Source organism: Clostridium sp. OM02-18AC (assembly GCF_003481825.1).
Lineage (GTDB): Bacteria > Bacillota > Clostridia > Lachnospirales > Lachnospiraceae > Brotaphodocola.
The window spans coordinates 1-18,517 of record NZ_QULW01000022.1 but is presented as its reverse complement, the minus strand read 5'-3'; the positions used below and the strand labels follow the sequence as shown (position 1 = coordinate 18,517).

Below are 18,517 nucleotides of genomic sequence, written 5' to 3'. Positions count from 1 at the left end.
GTAAAAAACTGATTGACAATCCGAATATAGTATGTTATCATACACAAGTATTGACTGCCGAAGACAGTAGGTGCCGCAAGGCGTAAGGTTACAGCCGCCTACCGAGGAACGTACAATTTGTATTTATGACGAATTTGTAGAGCCCCTCTGTCTGACAGTGGGGCTTTTCCTTGCAGTCTCCAGTTATATAATAAAACAGGAGGAAGACATTCATGGCTAAAGTTGAGTTAAAACAGCCTATCGTAGCTGAGATCTCCGAGCTGTTAAACGGCGCTGCATCCGCAGTAGTAGTAGACTATCGTGGTCTTACTGTTGCTCAGGATACCGAGCTGCGTAAGCAGTTAAGAGAAGCTGGTGTTGCTTACAAAGTATATAAGAACACCATGATCAAGCGTGCAGCTGAGGGTACCGATTTTGCAGCTCTGGATCCGGATTTAGAAGGACCGACCGCAATCGCTGTATCTAAGGACGACGCTACAGCTCCGGCAAGAATCCTGGCTGAGTTTGCTAAGAAAGCAGACAAGCTGGAAATCAAAGCTGGTGTTATTGAAGGTACTTACTATGATCAGAAGGGTATGCAGGTTATCGCAACCATCCCGTCCAGAGAAGTACTTCTCGGAAGATTGCTGGGCAGCATCCAGTCTCCGATCACCAACTTCGCTCGTGTGCTTAATCAGATCGCTGAGAAGCAGGGCGAGAGCGCTGAGGCTTAATTTGTTGACAGACCGGCAGTTTGCCGCATGATCATCCGAACTAAGTTTAAGCAATTCGATGAAAGTCGAACCACAATGATTGATTCAGAAATATAATTATTTTAATGGAGGAAATTAAAATGGCAAAGTTAACCACTGCAGAGTTTATCGAAGCTATCAAAGAGTTATCCGTATTAGAGCTGAACGAGCTGGTAAAGGCTTGTGAGGAAGAGTTTGGCGTATCCGCAGCAGCAGGCGTTGTAGTTGCAGCAGCAGCTGGCGCAGGCGAGGCAGCTGAGGAGAAGACCGAGTTCGACGTAGAGCTGACCGAGGTTGGCCCGAACAAGGTTAAAGTTATCAAGGTTGTACGTGAAGCTACCGGTCTTGGTCTGAAAGAGGCTAAGGACGTAGTTGACGGTGCTCCGAAGGTCCTGAAAGAGGGCGCTTCTAAGGAAGAGGCTGAGGACATCAAGGCTAAACTTGAGGCTGAGGGCGCAAAAGTTACCCTGAAGTAATAAAAACTCAACTAGAGCTTAAACCCCGGGATCCGCAAGGATTTCCGGGGTTTTGTTGTTATATGAAAATTCTGTATGAAACACATAAAAAAATACCCGGAACTCCTTGACGGAATTCCGGGTATTTCATTTTCTAGGTGGTAAATTATTAAGCTACAACGTGAACGTTAACAGCCTGAAGACCACGGTTGCCCTCAGCGGTATCGAAGGTAACTTTCTGGCCATCCTCTAAGGTCTTGTAGCCGTCAGCTACGATACCGGAGAAGTGTACGAATACTTCCTCGCCAGTCTCATCGTTGGTGATGAAGCCATAACCCTTAGTAGCGTTGAACCATTTAACTGTACCGTTATTCATTGTGGTACCTCCTATAAAAATTAAAATTTGTATTTTCGTATGAAACAAAAATCACATATTTTTGTAAATCTGGAATGTACTTCTTGACTTACAAAAATATGTGAATCAAAAGCTCATATCAAAATACACTGTGAGTTTACCACCCAACCCCCAATCTGTCAAGCAATTTTGGCATTTCTTGACATAGTAAAGTGATAGGAGAAAAATAGGATTATCCATGTGATTTGATGCTGCAGACACTGGGAAACAGATTTGTGTGATGGGTGCGTGGCCGGGGAAAGTAGCCGGCCGCGCACACTATGCCAAACCAAAATAGGGAAAAGATGTCATAAGAATAAAAACAGTTAAGCAAACGGTTTATTTAAGTCAGAAAGCCAGGCTTTCATAGGTCCGGAAAGCCATTTGTTCCGGTGATAAAGTGTCTGCAGGAAGATCCCGGTGCCGGAAACTTTATAATCCAGAGGAACAAGAACGTCTGCAGCCGAATGCTGCCTGACGATCAGCTCAGGGACCAGAATCATAGCATTCATGGGGCTGCGTGAATCCGGTGTTTCTGCGCTATTCTGAGCCCCCAGGGAAGCATTTGCCGCAACATAAAGGGCGAGTCCCGGATCAAAAATGTTCACCTGTCGGAAAAACGTAAAATCAAATGATTCATGACCGGATTCAAAATAGCCGGTACGAATAAGCGGATAAAGCGAAAGATCCTCTGGAGTCAAACCATGCCGTCCGGCCAGGGGATGTTCTTTGCTGACATAGAGACAGAGCAGCACCGGCTGATCTTCCCCGGCATGGATCAGGTCTTCGCCGGTGTACCGGGTATCCAGAGTCAGTGCAAGATCCACTTCATTGTGCCGAAGCCGGGAAAGCAACTGCTCTGGATCCGGAATTGTTTCGGTGTGAAGATTTACCTGTGGATATTTTTGCAGATACTGTGCAATCTGCGCACTGATTCGTGGTCCGGCGAGCGGACTGAAAATTCCAAGCCGCAGAGAACCGGAAACGGTGGAGGTATCCTGTTTCCCGACCAGAAGAGCATCTTCCGACATGCGGACAATGGCAGCTGCGTAGGATAAGAACTCCTGACCCGTCTGGGTGATGCGGATCTGCTTGCCTACGCGTTCGTAAAGCTGTGTGCCTAACTCCTGCTCAAGCTGCTGCATCTGCATGGTAACGGTAGACTGGGCATACCCCAGAACTTTTGCAGCTTTCGAGAGACTTTGGGTCTCAGCCACTTTGGTAAATGTAATCAGGTTTCTAATTTCCATGAAATACTTTCTATTATCGGAATTAATGAAACATATTAAAAATACTTCAAAATATTTGACATGACTATTGTAGCGCGTATCCTGTAAAAAGGCAAGCGCAGTTTTGCAATTACGGAACATAATTTTGCAAAAACCAGATATATATGAAATAGAAAGCGGGAGAGGGGAAAACGATGAGCAAACCGAAATGGAAAATCCGCACGTTGAGCCTGCTTCTTCTGGCGGTGATTCTGGCAGATGGGGCTCTGACCGGCGCAGCTTTTGCAGTTGCACAGCATGCTGCATATCCAGAACGTGTGGGACGGGCATACGCCGGAAATCAACTGGAAATTCCTGCGGTCCGGCAGGTTGCTGCATTCGTGCCAGAGCAACACGACTCTTCCGTTCCCCAGGTCGCCCTCACGTTCGATGATGGCCCTCACCAGACCTGTACACCGAAATTGTTGGATGGCCTGAAACAGCGCGGTATAAAAGCAACTTTTTTTCTGATGGGGGAAAATATTGCCGGAAAAGAAGAACTGGTACAACGGATGCAGGAAGAGGGACATCTGATCGGCAATCACAGCTACCGTCATATCCAGATGACAAAGGAGGGGGCAGAGCAGGCCTGTGCCGAGATAGAGCAGACGGAGCAGCTGATCCAGTCCATCACCGGAAAACGTCCGGAATATCTGCGGCCGCCTTACGGAGCCTGGAATGAGCAGTTGGAATGCCGTGTAAATCTGACCACGGTACTCTGGAACGTGGATTCCCTGGACTGGAAGTTCCAGAACACCAGACGGATCGTGCGGCGGGTCGAAAAAGATGTAAAAGATGGCGATATCATTCTCATGCATGATATTTTTCCTACGTCAGTAGAAGCAGCACTGCAGATTGTTGATGATCTGCAGAAACGGGGTTACGAATTTGTGACCGTGGAAGAACTTCTGGTAGACTGAATCCGGGTTGACTGGGCAATCGGCGTGGATTATACTAGAAAAAGCACAAATGTTCGCAAAAGGCAGCACCACAAAAACAGCGCCCCAAAGCAGTGTTGCAAAGGCAGCACTTCAAAAACAGTGCCCCAAATGTAATATCAAAAAACGAAGCGCATAAACCTCAAAAGCATCAATAGCAGGTTCAGCGGAATCGATTCAGCATAAAAATGAAAACTATACACACCGACAGGAAGGAAACATACACATGGATTTGTTTGACTATATGAGAGCGAGCACCCAGGAGCAGGAATCGCCCCTGGCGTCCCGCATGCGCCCCACCACCCTGGATGAGGTGGTCGGGCAGAAGCACATCATCGGAAAGGACAAGCTGCTTTACCGTGCCATCAAGGCAGACCAGCTTGGCTCCATCATTTTTTACGGACCGCCGGGAACCGGAAAGACGACGCTGGCAAAGGTTATCGCCAACACCACCAGCGCGAGTTTCCGCCAGATCAATGCCACGGTGGCGGGTAAAAAAGACATGGAGGATGTCGTAAAAGAGGCAAAAGATGCCCTCGGGATGTACGGAAAAAAGACGATCCTTTTTGTCGATGAGATCCATCGCTTCAACAAGAGCCAGCAGGATTATCTGCTTCCCTACGTGGAGGATGGGACCCTGATCCTCATCGGAGCGACCACGGAGAATCCTTATTTTGAGGTAAATGGGGCACTTTTGTCCCGTTCCCGGATTTTCGAACTGAAAGCACTGGAAAAGGACGATGTAAAAGAACTGATCCTGCGTGCTGTACACGATGAGAAAAAAGGCATGGGAAGTTACCACGCTGTGATCGATGACGATGCTGCTGATTTCCTGGCGGATGTCTCCGGCGGGGATGCCCGCGCCGCGCTCAATGCGGTAGAACTTGGTGTCCTCACAACAGAGCGCAGTCCGGCAGATGGCCTGATCCACATTACGCTGGAGGTGGCACAGGAGTGCATCCAGAAACGGGCGGTGCGCTACGACAAAGATGGGGATAACCATTACGACACCATTTCCGCCTTTATCAAGAGCATGCGCGGCTCGGATCCGGATGCTGCAGTCTATTATCTGGCGCGGATGCTGTATGCGGGGGAAGATATCAAATTCATTGCCCGCCGCATTATGATCTGTGCTTCAGAAGACGTGGGCAATGCAGATCCGCAGGCACTGACTGTGGCAGTCAGCGCGGCGCAGGCTGTGGAGCGCATTGGTATGCCGGAGGCGCAGATCATCCTGTCCCAGGCTGTGACGTATGTGGCGACCGCACCGAAATCCAATTCCGCGTGCAATGCCATTTTCGAGGCCATGAGTGCCGTGAAAAACCAGCGTTCCATGCCGGTTCCGGTACATCTGCAGGATTCCCATTATGGCGGTTCTGCAAAACTGGGTCATGGGATCGGCTACAAATACGCACACGACTATCCGAACCACTATGTAAAACAACAGTATCTGCCGGATGGCATGGAAGGAAGCGTCTTCTATCGCCCATCTGGAAATGGTTACGAGTCGAAAATTGACGAACATATGCGATTTTTGCGGGAATCGGTCCAGAAGGAAGACAATTCCAGATAAAATAAATCTTTCTTTTTTCAGGAGAATCCATTATAATAAATACGTACGCGGGGACAGCGCCATGCCGTCTCCGCATCATTGAAAAATGGCTGGCGGTGTACCTGGTGCACCGGTTCAGTACGAATCCATTATTCCAAAGTTCTTAGAAGATATCTGCCGCTTTAGGAGATATCTATCAATTTATATTTTATATCCCACCTAGATAAAAGTTCAGAATGGAGAAAATGTATGCGAGAAAAATTACAGACATTACCCGTTGCCATGTTGAAGGAAATGGCAAAAGAACAGGGCATAAAAGGAGCAACTTCCATGAGGAAGGCAGAGCTGATCGAAGCACTTTGCAATGCGGTCGGAGCAGTGGAAGAGCCGACAGGGACGACTGCGAAAGAACAGCCAGGAGAGCCGAATAAGGCACCTGCGAAAGAAATGTCAGCAGAATCAACCGGGGCAGCTGCGAAAGAGCAGTCGACAGAAGCGGCCGGGGCAGCTGCAAAAGAGCAGCCGACAGAAGCGGCTGGGGCAGCTATGAAGGGACAGCCGCGCCGCTATTCTTACCAGAATCGTCCGCAAAATGGCCGCAGCGGCATGGTGAGACGGAACGGGGAGCAATCTTACCAGAACCGTCAGGAGCAGAGCAGCGAGCAGACCTACCAGCCGCGCCAGAGCCACCAGGAGCAGAGCAGCGAGCAGACCTATCAGCCGCGCCAGAGCCGCCAGGAGCAGAGCAGCGAGCAGACTTATCAGCCGCGCCAGAGCCGCCAGACTCAGAATACGGAACAGACCAACGACCAGAGCAACGATCAGTCATACCAGAATACGCGTGATGAGGAAAATGAAAAGCAGCAGGAAGGCGTAGACAGCGGGGTACCGGCAAGCGGCATCCTGGAGGTTATGCCGGACGGCTTCGGCTTTATCCGCTGCGAGAATTTCCTTCCGGGCGAGAACGATGTGTATGTTTCCCCGACCCAGATCCGGCGGTTTGGCTTAAAGACCGGAGATATCATCAACGGAATCCGCCGTGTGAAGACCTCAAATGAGAAGTTTGCGGCACTGTTATACATTCGCAACGTCAACGGCTATCCGGTCAGCGCGCTGGAGCGCCGCCCGAACTTTGAAGATCTGACTCCGATCTTCCCAAACAGCCGTCTGCATATGGAAACCGCGGGAAAGAGCAGCACCGCCATGCGTGTGCTCGATCTTCTTGCACCGATCGGCAAAGGACAGCGAGGCATGATCGTGTCTCCGCCAAAAGCCGGTAAGACCACTCTCTTAAAGCAGGTGGCGCAGGCAGTGACCACCAACCATCCGGACATGCATATGATCATTCTCCTGATTGATGAACGCCCGGAGGAGGTTACGGACATCAAGGAGTCCGTGGTAGGCAACAATGTGGAGGTAATCTACTCCACCTTCGATGAGCTTCCGGAGCGCCATAAGCGTGTTTCCGAGATGGTGATCGAGCGCGCAAAACGTCTGGTAGAGCACGGTCGCGATGTCATCATTCTCTTAGACAGCATTACCCGTCTGGCAAGAGCCTACAACCTGGTAGTTCCGCCGAGCGGACGTACGCTTTCCGGCGGTCTTGATCCGGCAGCCCTGCATATGCCGAAGCGTTTCTTCGGCGCAGCACGCAACATGCGTGAGGGCGGCAGCCTGACCATTCTTGCCACGGCGCTGGTCGATACCGGAAGCCGTATGGATGATGTCATCTACGAGGAGTTCAAGGGCACCGGCAACATGGAGCTGGTATTAGACCGCAAGCTCTCTGAAAAACGCATCTTCCCGGCAATCGATATCTTAAAGTCCGGCACCCGTCGCGATGACCTGCTTCTCAGTCGTGATGAAGCCGAGGCGGTGGACATTGTACGCAAGGCAACCAACAGCTTAAAACCAGAGGATTCCGTGGAGCGCATCCTGGATCTGTTCGCGCAGACCCGCAGCAACCGCGAGTTTGTGGAAGTGGCGAAGAAACGCCGAATGTTCTAAAAAATTCGAAAAAATGGCGAAGAAGCACCGGATGTTCTGGGAAATTCGCAGAAGCGGAAAAGAAATGCCGGATGTTCTGGGAAATTCGCAGAAGTGGAAAAGAATACACGGCGAAAATATCTCGAAAATCGTAGAAAATATGCTTGCCAAGCCTATATTTCTATGATACAATTATGGAGCTGTTTATAGATGTGGCGTGATTTTAACGGTACAAACGAGACCGTTAGACGATCACAGTACTATATAATTGAGAAAGTGAAGAGGTGAAAATCATGAGAGAAGGAATCCATCCAGCTTATTATCAGGCTAAGGTTACCTGCAACTGCGGCAACGAGTTCGTTACCGGTTCCACCAAAGAAGAGATCCACGTAGAGGTTTGCTCTAAGTGCCATTCTTTCTACACCGGTCAGCAGAAAGCTGCTTCTGCACGCGGTCGTATCGATAAGTTCAACAAGAAATACGGCGTTAAGGCGTAAGCATAACGAGAGCGAAGTAAGGTTGAGACTCAAGTGGAGACACTTTGGCTCAGCCTTATTTTTCTTTATACGGATATTTTAAGGAGACACAGATCATATGAAATATTCCGGTATCGGCGGCCAGGCCGTCATTGAAGGAATTATGATGAAAAATAAAGACCAGTATGCCACAGCCGTGCGCAGACCCGACGGCGGCATCGAGGTCAAAAAAGACACCTACGTCAGCATGACGGAAAAGGTGCCGTTTTGCGGACTCCCCTTTGTGCGGGGCGTCTTCAGCTTTGCGGATTCCATGATCCTCGGCATGCGGACCTTAAGCTTTTCCGCCAGTTTCTTTGAGGATGATGAAGACTCCGAGCCAGGAAAACTGGAACTGTGGATGGACAAAGTATTCGGTGAGAAGGTTGAACAGGTCCTTATGGCGGTCGTCATGGTATTTTCCGTGATTATGGCGATCGGCATTTTTATGGTGCTGCCGCTGCTCATCGCGAACGCCTGCAAACAGGTCATCCATTCTGACACCATCATGGCAATCCTGGAAGGGCTCATCCGCATCGCGATCTTTATTGCATATATAAAAGTAATTTCCCGGATGGAGGACATCCGCCGCACTTTTATGTATCACGGTGCGGAGCACAAGTGCATCAACTGCATCGAGCATGGCATGACACTCACCGTAGACCACGTGCGGGCAAGCTCCAAGCAGCATAAACGATGCGGAACCAGTTTTCTGATCATCGTTATGCTGATCAGCATCCTGTTCTTCATGGTTGTGCGCGTCGACAACGTATGGCTGCGCATGGTAAGCCGCATTATCCTGGTGCCGGTCATTGCTGGTGTTTCCTACGAGTTTTTACGTCTGGCAGGCCGCAGCGACAACCCGGTTGTCAACCTTTTAAGCAAGCCGGGACTGTGGATGCAGAATCTGACCACCAGCGAGCCGGATGACTCGATGATCGAGGTTGCAATCGCAGCAGTTGAAGCCGTATTTGACTGGAAGGCGTACCTGCGGGAAAATTTCCCGGAGACGGAGATTTCGGAGGACGCATCATGACACTCTACGATCTTCTAAACGAAGGCAGTTCCGCGCTCCAGCAGGTGGGTGACACCGACGCGGAAAACGATGCAAAGCTGCTGCTTCTCACTGCATTTGATTTAAATCTGGTTCATTTTTTGATGGACCGGCTGCGTCCGCTCTCCGAAACCGATGCGGCTGTGCAGAAACAGATTCAAAATTACCGTGCCATGGTCACAAAGCGTGCGTCCCGTGTTCCGCTGCAGCAGATCCTGGGCAGCCAGGAATTTATGGGACTGGACTTCTTTGTCAATGAGCACGTGCTGATCCCGCGCCAGGACACCGAGACACTGGTGGAGCTGGTATTGGAAGAGCAGAAAGAAAAAAATAAGAAGCTGTTGGATCTGTGTACCGGGTCCGGCTGCATTGCCATCAGCCTGGCAGTAAAGGGCGGGTACGAATCGGTGACTGCCACAGACTTGTCGGAAGAGGCACTGCAGGTGGCGGAGCGGAACGCAAGAGCACACCAGAAAACAATCCGTTTTTTCCATGGTGATCTGTTTTCTGCCCTTCCGCCAGACGAAGAAAAAACCTTCGACATCATTACATCCAACCCACCATACATTCCAACGGCAGTTATTGCCACCCTGGAGCCGGAGGTGCGGGAGCATGAGCCGATGATGGCATTGGACGGCACAGAAGACGGTCTGAAGTTTTACCGGCAGATCGCAAAGGAAGCCGGAGCCTGGCTGAAACCGGGAGGCAGCATCTATCTGGAGATCGGATACGACCAGGGCGAAGCTGTCAGCGGACTTTTAGCGGATGCAGGTTTTACGAATGTCCGGGTTGTCAAAGACCTTCCGGGCAAGGAACGTGTGGTATGCGGCTGCTGGGAACGGTGAGGACAGCATACACAACGAGCATACACAATGACACAACGAGCATGCGCAACGGTAGGAATGCGAGTCACCGGGAGGGCGCTGAACGAACCAAACCGTTCCGAACACGATAGAATCATACACATAGATACTTGCTGCCGGGCACATATACGTGAACCGCAGCAAACCACGAACATCAATCAGTACCATTACAAAATATAGGAGGAACCCCATGTTTGACAGATTAGATGACATCCTCATCCACTATGAGGAAATCATGCAGGAATTAGGCGAGCCGAACGTAACCGAGAACCAGACCCGCTTCCGTAAGCTCATGAAAGAGCAGGCGGACCTGGCACCTCTGGTAGAGGCTTACAAGGCCTACAAGCAGGCAAAGCAGGACATTGAAGACAGTCTGGCACTTCTGGAAGAAGAGAACGATGAAGACATGCGCGAACTTGCCAAGGAAGAACTTTCCGATGCCAAGAAGCGTGTGGAAGAGCTGGAGCAGGAATTAAAGATCCTGTTACTGCCGAAGGACCCGAACGATGACAAGAACATTATCCTGGAGATCCGCGCCGGTGCAGGCGGCGACGAGGCAGCTCTGTTCGCAGCAGAGCTTTACCGCATGTACGTAAACTATGCAGAGAGCCAGCACTGGAAAGTAGAGATCATCTCCTTAAGTGAGAATGGAATCGGCGGCTTCAAAGAAGTCCAGGCTATGATCACCGGCAAGGGCGCTTACTCCAAGATGAAGTACGAGTCCGGCGTACACCGCGTACAGCGTGTGCCGGAGACCGAGTCTGGCGGACGTATCCATACCTCCACCGCTACCGTAGCAGTGATGCCGGAGGCAGAAGAGGTAGACGTTCAGATCGATATGAACGACTGCCGTATCGATGTTATGCGTGCGTCTGGTAACGGCGGACAGTGCGTCAACACCACCGACTCCGCAGTACGTCTGACCCACATCCCGACCGGAATCGTCATCTACAGCCAGACCGAGAAATCCCAGCTGCAGAACAAGGAAAAGGCATTCCGTCTTCTGCGTTCCAAGCTGTACGATCTGGAACTGGAAAAGAAGCAGAACGCGGAAGCAGCAGAGCGTCGCAGCCAGATCGGTACCGGCGACCGTTCCGAGAAAATCCGTACCTACAACTTCCCGCAGGGCCGTGTCACCGACCACCGCATCAACCTGACTTTATACAAGTTAGACAAGATCATGAATGGAGACATCCAGGAAATTCTGGATGCATGTATCGCAGCTGACCAGGCAGCAAAGCTGGCGAAGATGAACGAAGTGTAAAAAGGGGGCAGTTATGTCCGATATGGAACACAATCAAAAACCAAAAAAGAATTCCAGCGGTCTTCTTCGCCGCCTCATCATCGCCATCCTCTTACTCATCATGATCGCCAGTGCCCTCAGCCTGGTGAAGGAGTGGATGGATGCAGCAGCCCAGCGACGTCTCGAGGAGAGCCTGGCGCAGGCAGCGAGTCAGACGGAGGCAGAGACCACACCGCCGGAAACAGAAGAAACGGAGGCAGAGACCGAGGCGCCGTATGTCTCCCCGATTGATTTTGCTTCTTTATTAGAGACGAATCCGGACACCATCGGCTGGATCCGGGTGCCGGATACCAAAATCGATTATCCGATCGTCCAGTCTCCGGACAACCAGTACTATTTACATAAGGATTTTGAGGGGAAAGACAGTGTGTACGGCACCATTTATCTGGATGCCGACAGTAAGTCTGACTTCAGCGGTTGGAATAACCCGATCTATGGCCACCACATGAAGGATGGCTCCATGTTTAAGGATGTTGTGAAATTCAAGGACCAGGATTTCTTTGAGGCGCACCGCTATTTTGAAATCTATACCCCGGAGCGCACCATCCATTTAAAAACGCTGGGCTGCTACTACAGCGATTCCAATGGCATCGTCCGCAAGACCTCGTTCAAGTCCCAGGCATCGTTTGATCAGTGGGTGAGTGAGCGTCTGGCACCGTGCAGCTTTGCAGAGGTGCCGGAGCAGCCGTTTGATTCCATGTTTGTGCTGGTAACCTGCAGCTATGAGAAGAACGACGCCAGAACCCTGCTCTTTGCGGCAGAGGTTGATGAAGATGGGAACTTCCTGCCTGCAACCGGACGGAATGTACCGGAAACCAGTGCAGTTCCTGCGGAATCGACCAGTGCGGAAACCGCAACGGTTCGTAAGTAGGAGATTTGTTGCTGCTCATATGCTGCGCAGGCAGCAACAAATTTGGCAGATTCCTAAAACAAATAAGAAAAATGATTGTACAGATATCGCTGTAGAGATATAATAAAAATATCTCTACAGCGATATTTTTATTTCGCGCAAAGGAGGCGATGCGGATTATGAAGAAACTTCTCTATCATGGTTCTGACCATATAATTCCCAAGCCGGAATATGGACTGGGAAACTATAACAATGATTACGGACGGGGCTTTTATTGTACGGAAAACATAGAACTGGCAAAAGAATGGGCTTGTGCGAAAAATAAGGATGGATACGCAAACCGTTATCAGTTAGAAATGGATGGGTTACATGTATTGAATCTGAATCAGGATGATTACAGTATCCTAAACTGGCTGGCACTTCTGACCCGTTACCGCAGTTACTGGCAGCAGCGTTCCATTGCAGAAACAGCAAAAAACTATCTACAGGAGCATTTCATGATCGATATATCGGCATACGATGTCATCATTGGGTATCGTGCGGATGATTCCTACTTTTCTTTTGCGCAGGATTTTGTAATGGGAACCATTTCTTTCAAACAGCTGGAACATGCCATGCGCCTTGGAAAATTAGGAGAACAGGTGGTATTGAAAAGCCAGAAAGCCTTTTCACAGCTTCTTTTTCTGGGATATGAGGCGGCTTATGCGGAAGAATATTATCAAAAGAAGCAGCAGCGCGATAAGGCAGCACGGCGGCAATACCGGGAAACCAGAGGAGAAGGCGCGCAGGTTTCCGATATCTATATGATTGATATTATGAGAGAGGGGATGGAGAATCATGATCCACGCTTGCGATAAAGAATATCACAGCCATACGGTAGCAGAAGCGGGTTCCGGGCAAAGCCAGCTCCATGCTTACGATGAGGACTATCTCCCATTGGCACAGCGGGTGCTTGGGGATATGCTGGATTACGCGGTGAATACATTAGATTATGATCTGCAGGATTTTTATACCATGTTTCTGATCAGCGGCATGGCGGCGCAGTTTGAAATCGGCAATTGCGCGTTTGTTGCCGGGAAAAATGGCTGTGAAATAGCCAAGGAAGTACTGCGTCTTAGCGGACTTTCTGTTCCGGATGTGGAAGATCTGATGTATCTGGATAAGTCCCCGGAGTATTGGACGGGGTGGGTATTGGCGTATTATCAGTGGTATCGCGTGGAAAACTTCAAACAGATCCAAAATGCAGTTCCGGTTACGGAGGTCTGCGGCATGTATGATCCGCTCCATGAGGCAGATATCAGCAAATTTGTGGAAATTATGGATGAACGGATGCAAAAAGCCAGACAGGAGTCCAGACTGAAGCGCCTTAGGGCATACGCCAAATTATCCCAGCGGGAACTGGCAGCACAGTCCGGTGTCCCACTCCGGCAGATCCAGCTGTTTGAGCAGGGCGAGCGTGATATCGGCAAAACCCAGGCGCGGACATTGCAGAAGCTTGCACGTGTGCTGCATGTCTCGGCGGAAACACTTACGGATTCCTGAAGACAGGGGGTTACTGCTTATGCATATGTGCCCGGCAATGGGATTTTGCCGATTTGGAATGCGAAGCATCGGCAAAAACCCGAATCCAGATATGAATCCAGACACGAATTTCCACGCTTCCTTTCCGCGCGCAGATTGCAATCTCCGCGCATCTGTGGTATAGTACAAACTAGCTTAGACTGTCCGTACTTACAAAAGAGACCCGGGCGGTATTTTATGTTTTTAAAAGGAGAACACTTATGAAAGGTATCATACTGGCAGGCGGCTCAGGTACCCGCCTGTATCCGCTGACCAAAGTTACATCCAAACAGCTGCTTCCAATCTACGACAAGCCGATGATCTACTATCCGCTGTCTGTGCTTATGAACGCCGGCATCCGGGAAATCCTGATCATCTCCACTCCGGTGGATACTCCGCGTTTCGAGGCACTGCTTGGAGATGGACACCAGTTTGGCGTGGAACTGTCTTACGCCGTACAGCCGAGCCCGGACGGACTGGCTCAGGCATTCATCATCGGCGAAGAGTTCATCGGCGGTGAGCCGGTTGCCATGGTACTGGGTGACAACATCTTCCACGGCCAGGGCTTAAAGAAACGCCTGCGCGCGGCAGCGGCCAAAGAGAAGGGCGCTACCGTATTCGGTTACTATGTAGACGATCCGGAGCGTTTCGGTATCGTAGAGTTCGACTCTGAGGGCAAGGCAATTTCCATCGAGGAGAAGCCGGAGCATCCGAAGTCCAACTACTGCGTGACCGGTCTGTACTTCTATGACAACCGCGTGGTTGAGTATGCCAAGAGCTTAAAGCCATCTGCCCGCGGTGAGCTGGAGATCACCGATCTGAACCGCATCTACTTAGAGAACGGCGAGCTGGATGTTACCCTGTTAGGACAGGGCTTTACCTGGCTGGATACTGGTACCCACGAGTCTTTAGTAGAGGCAACCAACTTTGTCAAGACCGTCGAGACCCATCAGCACCGCAAGATCGCGTGCCTGGAGGAGATTGCTTACTTAAACGGCTGGATTACCAAAGAGCAGGTGCTGGAGACCTATGAGGTATTAAAGAAGAACCAGTACGGCCGTTATTTAAAAGACGTTCTGGACGGGAAATACATCGATAAACTTCACGGAAATGACATGAAGTAGAATAGTAGAAAAGAGGAAACAATCCATGACCATCATCGTAACAGGCGGCGCCGGTTTCATCGGCTCCAACTTCGTATATCATATGTTAAACAAGTATCCGGATTACCGGATCGTATGCGTAGACTGTCTGACCTACGCAGGTAATTTATCCACCCTGGAAGAGGCATTAAAGAACCCGAACTTCCGCTTCTGCAAGATCAATATCTGCGACCGCGAGGCTATCTACAAGCTGTTTGAGGAAGAGCATCCGGACATCGTGGTAAACTTCGCAGCAGAGAGCCATGTAGACCGCTCCATTGAAAACCCGGAGATCTTCTTAGACACCAACATTAAGGGAACCGCAGTGATGATGGATGCCTGCCGCAAGTACGGTATCAAGCGTTACCACCAGGTATCCACCGATGAAGTATACGGCGACCTTCCGTTAGACCGCCCGGATCTCTTCTTCACTGAGGAGACCCCGATCCACACCAGCAGCCCGTACAGCTCCTCCAAGGCAGGCGCTGATCTGCTGGTACAGGCATATCACCGCACCTACGGTCTGCCGATCACCATCAGCCGCTGCTCCAACAACTACGGTCCGTACCACTTCCCGGAGAAGCTGATCCCGCTTATGATCGCAAATGCACTGGCAGACAAGCCGCTCCCGGTTTACGGCGAGGGCTTAAATGTCCGCGACTGGCTGTATGTGGAGGACCACTGCAAGGCCATCGACCTGATCATTCACAAAGGACGCGTCGGTGAGGTTTATAACATCGGCGGTCACAACGAGATGCGCAACATCGACATCGTGAAGCTGATCTGCAAAGAGCTGGGCAAGCCGGAAAGCCTGATCACCCATGTCACCGACCGTAAGGGCCACGACATGCGTTATGCCATCGACCCGACCAAGATCCACAACGAGCTTGGCTGGCTGCCGGAGACCAAATTCGCAGACGGCATCAAGAAGACCATCAAATGGTACCTGGAGAACCGCGAGTGGTGGGAGACCATCATCTCCGGTGAGTATCAGAATTATTACGAGAAAATGTACGGAAACCGCGAGGAGGTATAATCCTGCGGTGACCATCATTCAGAAAGAGGAAACAACATGAAGGTTCTGGTAACAGGAGCAAAAGGCCAGCTTGGAACTGACCTGATGAATGAACTGGCAAAACGCGGCATCGAGGGCATCGGCGTCGACGTGGAAGAGATGGATATCACCGATGCAGAAGCCTGCAGACGTGTGATCAAAGCGTCCGGGGCAGATGCCGTCATCCACTGTGCCGCATATACTGCAGTAGATGCAGCTGAAGATAATGTGGAACTCTGCCGTCGCATCAACGGAGAGGGCACCCGCAACGTCGCGCAGGCATGCAAAGAGGCTGATGTGAAACTCATGTACATCAGCACGGACTACGTGTTCGACGGTCAGGGCACCCGCCCGTGGGAGCCGGACGATGAGCGCCATCCGTTAAATGTATACGGACAGACCAAATATGAGGGTGAGCTGGCAGTTGAAGAACTGTCCGACAAGTACTTCATCGTGCGCATCGCCTGGGTATTCGGCGTGGCAGGAAAAAACTTTATCAAGACCATGCTGCGTCTGGGCAAAGAACGTGGAGCAGTCAGCGTTGTCGATGACCAGGTTGGTTCCCCAACCTACACCTACGACCTGGCAAGGTTGCTGGTCGACATGATCCAGACCGACAAGTACGGTCGCTACCATGCCACCAACGAAGGACTGTGCAGCTGGTACGAGTTTGCGAAGGAAATCTTCCGCCAGGCAGGCATGGATGTTCCGGTGACTCCGGTCAGCAGCAGCGAGTTCCCGGCAAAAGCAACCCGCCCGTCCAACAGCCGCATGAGCAAGGAAAAACTCAGCGACAACGGCTTTGAGCGCCTTCCGGCATGGCAGGATGCGCTGGGCCGCTTCTTAAAAGAAATCGAATATTAAAATACGAAAGGTTCCCGGCGGCGCAGGTGTGCCTGCCGGGAATTTCAGGTTTTGCTTTTAAACTGAGCTAGAAAAGAGGAGAACAACATTATGGGAAAATATTTTGGCACCGACGGATTCCGCGGAGAAGCAAACGTCAACCTGACTGTGGAACACGCCTATAAAGTAGGCCGTTTCCTGGGCTGGTACTACGGAAAACAGGCGAAAAAGACTGCAGATAACCCGGAAGGCCGCTGCCGCGTTGCGATCGGTAAGGACACCCGCCGCAGCAGCTACATGTTCGAGTACTCCCTGGTTGCAGGTCTCACCGCCTCCGGCGCAGATGTTTACCTGCTCCACGTTACCACCACACCGAGCGTATCCTACGTCGTGCGCACCGAGGAGTTTGACTGCGGTATCATGATCTCTGCCAGCCATAACCCATATTACGACAACGGCATCAAGGTCATCAACGGCAAGGGCGAGAAACTGGAAGAGGACGTTATTGTTGAGATTGAGCGTTACTTAGATGGCGAGATGGAAGAAATTCCATTTGCCTTAAAAGATGCCATCGGCCGCACCACCGACTATTCCGCAGGCAGAAACCGTTACATCGGTTATCTGATCTCCATTGCCACCCGCTCCTTCAAGGGCAAAAAAGTGGCTCTGGACTGTGCAAACGGAAGTGCATCCGCCATCGCCAAGAACGTCTTTGACGCCCTGGGTGCCGAGACTCATGTCATCAACAACCATCCGAACGGATTGAATATCAATACCGATTGCGGATCCACCCACATCCATGTGCTGCAGGATTACGTGAAAGAGACCGGCTGTGATGTCGGTTTCGCCTACGACGGAGACGCAGACCGCTGTATCGCGGTTGACGGGAACGGCAACGTGGTAGATGGCGACTTGATCCTCTATGTGTGCGGCAAGTACATGAAAGAGACCGGCAGCTTAAAGAACAACACGGTTGTCACCACCATCATGTCCAACTTCGGTCTGTATAAGGCATTCGACCGGGAAGGCATCTCCTATGAAAAGACTGCAGTAGGCGACAAATACGTCTACGAGAATATGTCCCAGTACGGAAACTGCCTGGGTGGTGAGCAGTCCGGTCATATCATCTTCAGCAAGCATGCCACCACCGGTGATGGCATCCTGACCTCCTTAAAGGTTATGGAAGTCATGCTGGAGAAGAAAGAGACCCTTGGCAAGCTGGCTTCCGAGGTTGAAATCCTTCCGCAGGTACTGAAAAATGTCCGTGTCCATGACAAAAAGCTGGCACAGGACGACCCGGCGGTTCAGGCAGAGGTCAAAAAAGTTACAGAAATTCTGGGAAGCGACGGACGCATCCTTCTGCGCCAGTCCGGCACCGAGCCGGTGGTACGCGTCATGGTAGAGGCACCGACCACTGCGCAGTGCGAACAGCTGGTGGACCAGGTGATCGAAGTCATGAAGGCACAGGGACATGTGCTGTAGAAAGCGATAATGCAATAGGTGAATGCATTTGAAGAGGGAGATTGTAGAAGTATTGATCTGAAAAAAACAGCGGATTTGGCACTGTGCCTTTATGATGTGGTAGGCTCTTTTGTCCGTGAGGAAGATAACAGAGCAATTGTGAAAAATATTCATCGCCATTTAAAACGAGGGGCAATTCTTGTTCTCAGTGTTATGAATCGTGAACTGACTGAGCATATAGCCATTCATAAGGTGCCGGTTGTTGCAGAACATCTGGATGAATTGGCACGCTTGAAGCCAAGCAAAATTATGCAGAATAGTGGAAATATATTCTCACCAGATTATTATTTGTTGGAAACCAGTACAGGTGTGGTATACAGAAAAGAACAGTTTGAAAATGAAGATGAACTATCTGCTGAATATGTAATTCGTGACAAGCGTTATGATTGTGATGAATTTGCAATTTGCTGGAATCCGAAGGTTTTGGTATTTTAGGATAACAAGCGGGAATCCTCGGTTATTCAATTGCCGAGATGAAAGCGTCTGAA

Annotated in this window: 19 protein-coding genes and 1 other annotated feature; of the genes, 17 read left to right on the top strand and 2 right to left on the bottom strand. The window is 50.6% G+C overall.

Annotation, left to right across the window (positions count from 1 at the left end; all coding sequences use genetic code 11):
* Nucleotides 1-39: 39 nt before the first annotated feature.
* Nucleotides 40-179: a sequence feature (ribosomal protein L10 leader region), on the top strand.
* Nucleotides 180-212: 33 nt separating this feature from the next.
* Together rplJ and rplL are read left to right on the top strand one after the other, a co-directional pair.
* Nucleotides 213-713 (top strand): 50S ribosomal protein L10, encoded by a 501-nt coding sequence (gene rplJ / locus DXB18_RS13980; protein ID WP_118542221.1) that lies wholly within the window; start codon nucleotides 213-215, stop codon nucleotides 711-713.
* A gap of 119 nt (nucleotides 714-832) precedes the next feature.
* Nucleotides 833-1,207, top strand: coding sequence for a 50S ribosomal protein L7/L12 (rplL, locus tag DXB18_RS13975; RefSeq protein WP_118542223.1), 375 nt, complete (start codon nucleotides 833-835; stop codon nucleotides 1,205-1,207).
* Between the two features lie 148 nt (nucleotides 1,208-1,355).
* On the opposite strand, the gene DXB18_RS13970 is transcribed toward rplL, so the two are convergent.
* On the bottom strand, nucleotides 1,356-1,562 hold the full coding sequence (locus DXB18_RS13970; RefSeq protein WP_118531268.1) for a cold-shock protein: 207 nt from the start codon (nucleotides 1,560-1,562) through the stop codon (nucleotides 1,356-1,358).
* Nucleotides 1,563-1,906: 344 nt separating this feature from the next.
* Complete coding sequence (locus tag DXB18_RS16055; RefSeq protein WP_182430589.1) at nucleotides 1,907-2,830, bottom strand: LysR family transcriptional regulator; 924 nt, start codon at nucleotides 2,828-2,830, stop codon at nucleotides 1,907-1,909.
* Between the two features lie 173 nt (nucleotides 2,831-3,003).
* Here DXB18_RS16055 and DXB18_RS13955 point away from each other — a divergent pair, with 173 nt between their 5' ends.
* The 15 genes from DXB18_RS13955 to DXB18_RS13885 all read left to right on the top strand — a co-directional run bounded on the left by DXB18_RS13955 (nucleotide 3,004) and on the right by DXB18_RS13885 (nucleotide 18,464).
* Nucleotides 3,004-3,768 (top strand): polysaccharide deacetylase family protein, encoded by a 765-nt coding sequence (locus DXB18_RS13955; RefSeq protein ID WP_118542227.1) that lies wholly within the window; start codon nucleotides 3,004-3,006, stop codon nucleotides 3,766-3,768.
* 244 nt (nucleotides 3,769-4,012) lie between these two features.
* Nucleotides 4,013-5,359 carry an AAA family ATPase gene (locus DXB18_RS13950; protein WP_118542229.1) on the top strand — a complete coding sequence of 449 codons (1,347 nt, stop codon included), beginning with the start codon at nucleotides 4,013-4,015 and terminating at the stop codon, nucleotides 5,357-5,359.
* 228 nt (nucleotides 5,360-5,587) lie between these two features.
* Nucleotides 5,588-7,345 (top strand): transcription termination factor Rho, encoded by a 1,758-nt coding sequence (gene rho / locus DXB18_RS13945; RefSeq protein WP_118708448.1) that lies wholly within the window; start codon nucleotides 5,588-5,590, stop codon nucleotides 7,343-7,345.
* A gap of 272 nt (nucleotides 7,346-7,617) precedes the next feature.
* Nucleotides 7,618-7,821 carry a 50S ribosomal protein L31 gene (gene rpmE, locus DXB18_RS13940; RefSeq protein WP_118531274.1) on the top strand — a complete coding sequence of 68 codons (204 nt, stop codon included), beginning with the start codon at nucleotides 7,618-7,620 and terminating at the stop codon, nucleotides 7,819-7,821.
* 97 nt (nucleotides 7,822-7,918) lie between these two features.
* Entirely contained in the window at nucleotides 7,919-8,875 is a 957-nt protein-coding gene (locus tag DXB18_RS13935; RefSeq protein ID WP_118708446.1) for a DUF1385 domain-containing protein, read from the top strand.
* Entirely contained in the window at nucleotides 8,872-9,738 is an 867-nt protein-coding gene (prmC, locus tag DXB18_RS13930; RefSeq protein ID WP_118708444.1) for a peptide chain release factor N(5)-glutamine methyltransferase, read from the top strand. The genes DXB18_RS13935 and prmC overlap by 4 nt, the downstream gene beginning before the upstream one ends.
* A gap of 208 nt (nucleotides 9,739-9,946) precedes the next feature.
* Nucleotides 9,947-11,020 (top strand): peptide chain release factor 1, encoded by a 1,074-nt coding sequence (prfA, locus tag DXB18_RS13925; RefSeq protein ID WP_118708442.1) that lies wholly within the window; start codon nucleotides 9,947-9,949, stop codon nucleotides 11,018-11,020.
* A 13-nt stretch (nucleotides 11,021-11,033) separates the two neighbouring features.
* Nucleotides 11,034-11,930 carry a class B sortase gene (gene srtB / locus DXB18_RS13920; RefSeq protein ID WP_243035253.1) on the top strand — a complete coding sequence of 299 codons (897 nt, stop codon included), beginning with the start codon at nucleotides 11,034-11,036 and terminating at the stop codon, nucleotides 11,928-11,930.
* 158 nt (nucleotides 11,931-12,088) lie between these two features.
* The gene (locus DXB18_RS13915) at nucleotides 12,089-12,766 is read left to right on the top strand and encodes a DUF3990 domain-containing protein (RefSeq protein WP_118708440.1); all 678 of its coding nucleotides are present in this window, start codon (nucleotides 12,089-12,091) and stop codon (nucleotides 12,764-12,766) included.
* Nucleotides 12,747-13,451, top strand: a complete 705-nt coding sequence (locus DXB18_RS13910; RefSeq protein WP_118708438.1) for a helix-turn-helix transcriptional regulator — start codon at nucleotides 12,747-12,749, stop codon at nucleotides 13,449-13,451. Before DXB18_RS13915 ends, DXB18_RS13910 begins: the two co-directional genes overlap by 20 nt.
* Before the next feature lie 239 nt (nucleotides 13,452-13,690).
* Nucleotides 13,691-14,593 (top strand): glucose-1-phosphate thymidylyltransferase RfbA, encoded by a 903-nt coding sequence (rfbA, locus tag DXB18_RS13905; protein WP_118542241.1) that lies wholly within the window; start codon nucleotides 13,691-13,693, stop codon nucleotides 14,591-14,593.
* Nucleotides 14,594-14,618: 25 nt separating this feature from the next.
* Nucleotides 14,619-15,647, top strand: a complete 1,029-nt coding sequence (gene rfbB, locus DXB18_RS13900; protein ID WP_118542243.1) for a dTDP-glucose 4,6-dehydratase — start codon at nucleotides 14,619-14,621, stop codon at nucleotides 15,645-15,647.
* 36 nt (nucleotides 15,648-15,683) lie between these two features.
* Complete coding sequence (gene rfbD / locus DXB18_RS13895; protein ID WP_118542245.1) at nucleotides 15,684-16,529, top strand: dTDP-4-dehydrorhamnose reductase; 846 nt, start codon at nucleotides 15,684-15,686, stop codon at nucleotides 16,527-16,529.
* A gap of 90 nt (nucleotides 16,530-16,619) precedes the next feature.
* Nucleotides 16,620-17,990: a phosphoglucosamine mutase gene (glmM, locus tag DXB18_RS13890; protein WP_118708436.1), complete on the top strand. Its 1,371-nt coding sequence runs from the start codon at nucleotides 16,620-16,622 to the stop codon at nucleotides 17,988-17,990.
* Nucleotides 17,991-18,008: 18 nt separating this feature from the next.
* Nucleotides 18,009-18,464 (top strand): class I SAM-dependent methyltransferase, encoded by a 456-nt coding sequence (locus DXB18_RS13885; RefSeq protein WP_118708434.1) that lies wholly within the window; start codon nucleotides 18,009-18,011, stop codon nucleotides 18,462-18,464.
* Nucleotides 18,465-18,517 lie beyond the last annotated feature (53 nt).

Excerpts from the sequence above, each read along its gene's own strand:
- rfbB (WP_118542243.1), top strand. The coding sequence starts at position 14,619 with ATGACCATCATCGTAACAGGCGGCGCCGGTTTCATCGGCTCCAACTTC.
- rho (WP_118708448.1), top strand. The coding sequence starts at position 5,588 with ATGCGAGAAAAATTACAGACATTACCCGTTGCCATGTTGAAGGAAATG.
- srtB (WP_243035253.1), top strand. The coding sequence starts at position 11,034 with ATGTCCGATATGGAACACAATCAAAAACCAAAAAAGAATTCCAGCGGT.
- prmC (WP_118708444.1), top strand. The coding sequence starts at position 8,872 with ATGACACTCTACGATCTTCTAAACGAAGGCAGTTCCGCGCTCCAGCAG.
- DXB18_RS16055 (WP_182430589.1), bottom strand. The coding sequence starts at position 2,830 with ATGGAAATTAGAAACCTGATTACATTTACCAAAGTGGCTGAGACCCAA.
- DXB18_RS13910 (WP_118708438.1), top strand. The coding sequence starts at position 12,747 with ATGATCCACGCTTGCGATAAAGAATATCACAGCCATACGGTAGCAGAA.
- DXB18_RS13970 (WP_118531268.1), bottom strand. The coding sequence starts at position 1,562 with ATGAATAACGGTACAGTTAAATGGTTCAACGCTACTAAGGGTTATGGC.
- rfbD (WP_118542245.1), top strand. The coding sequence starts at position 15,684 with ATGAAGGTTCTGGTAACAGGAGCAAAAGGCCAGCTTGGAACTGACCTG.
- DXB18_RS13950 (WP_118542229.1), top strand. The coding sequence starts at position 4,013 with ATGGATTTGTTTGACTATATGAGAGCGAGCACCCAGGAGCAGGAATCG.
- DXB18_RS13955 (WP_118542227.1), top strand. The coding sequence starts at position 3,004 with ATGAGCAAACCGAAATGGAAAATCCGCACGTTGAGCCTGCTTCTTCTG.
- rplL (WP_118542223.1), top strand. The coding sequence starts at position 833 with ATGGCAAAGTTAACCACTGCAGAGTTTATCGAAGCTATCAAAGAGTTA.
- glmM (WP_118708436.1), top strand. The coding sequence starts at position 16,620 with ATGGGAAAATATTTTGGCACCGACGGATTCCGCGGAGAAGCAAACGTC.
- prfA (WP_118708442.1), top strand. The coding sequence starts at position 9,947 with ATGTTTGACAGATTAGATGACATCCTCATCCACTATGAGGAAATCATG.
- DXB18_RS13915 (WP_118708440.1), top strand. The coding sequence starts at position 12,089 with ATGAAGAAACTTCTCTATCATGGTTCTGACCATATAATTCCCAAGCCG.
- rfbA (WP_118542241.1), top strand. The coding sequence starts at position 13,691 with ATGAAAGGTATCATACTGGCAGGCGGCTCAGGTACCCGCCTGTATCCG.
- rpmE (WP_118531274.1), top strand. The coding sequence starts at position 7,618 with ATGAGAGAAGGAATCCATCCAGCTTATTATCAGGCTAAGGTTACCTGC.
- rplJ (WP_118542221.1), top strand. The coding sequence starts at position 213 with ATGGCTAAAGTTGAGTTAAAACAGCCTATCGTAGCTGAGATCTCCGAG.
- DXB18_RS13935 (WP_118708446.1), top strand. The coding sequence starts at position 7,919 with ATGAAATATTCCGGTATCGGCGGCCAGGCCGTCATTGAAGGAATTATG.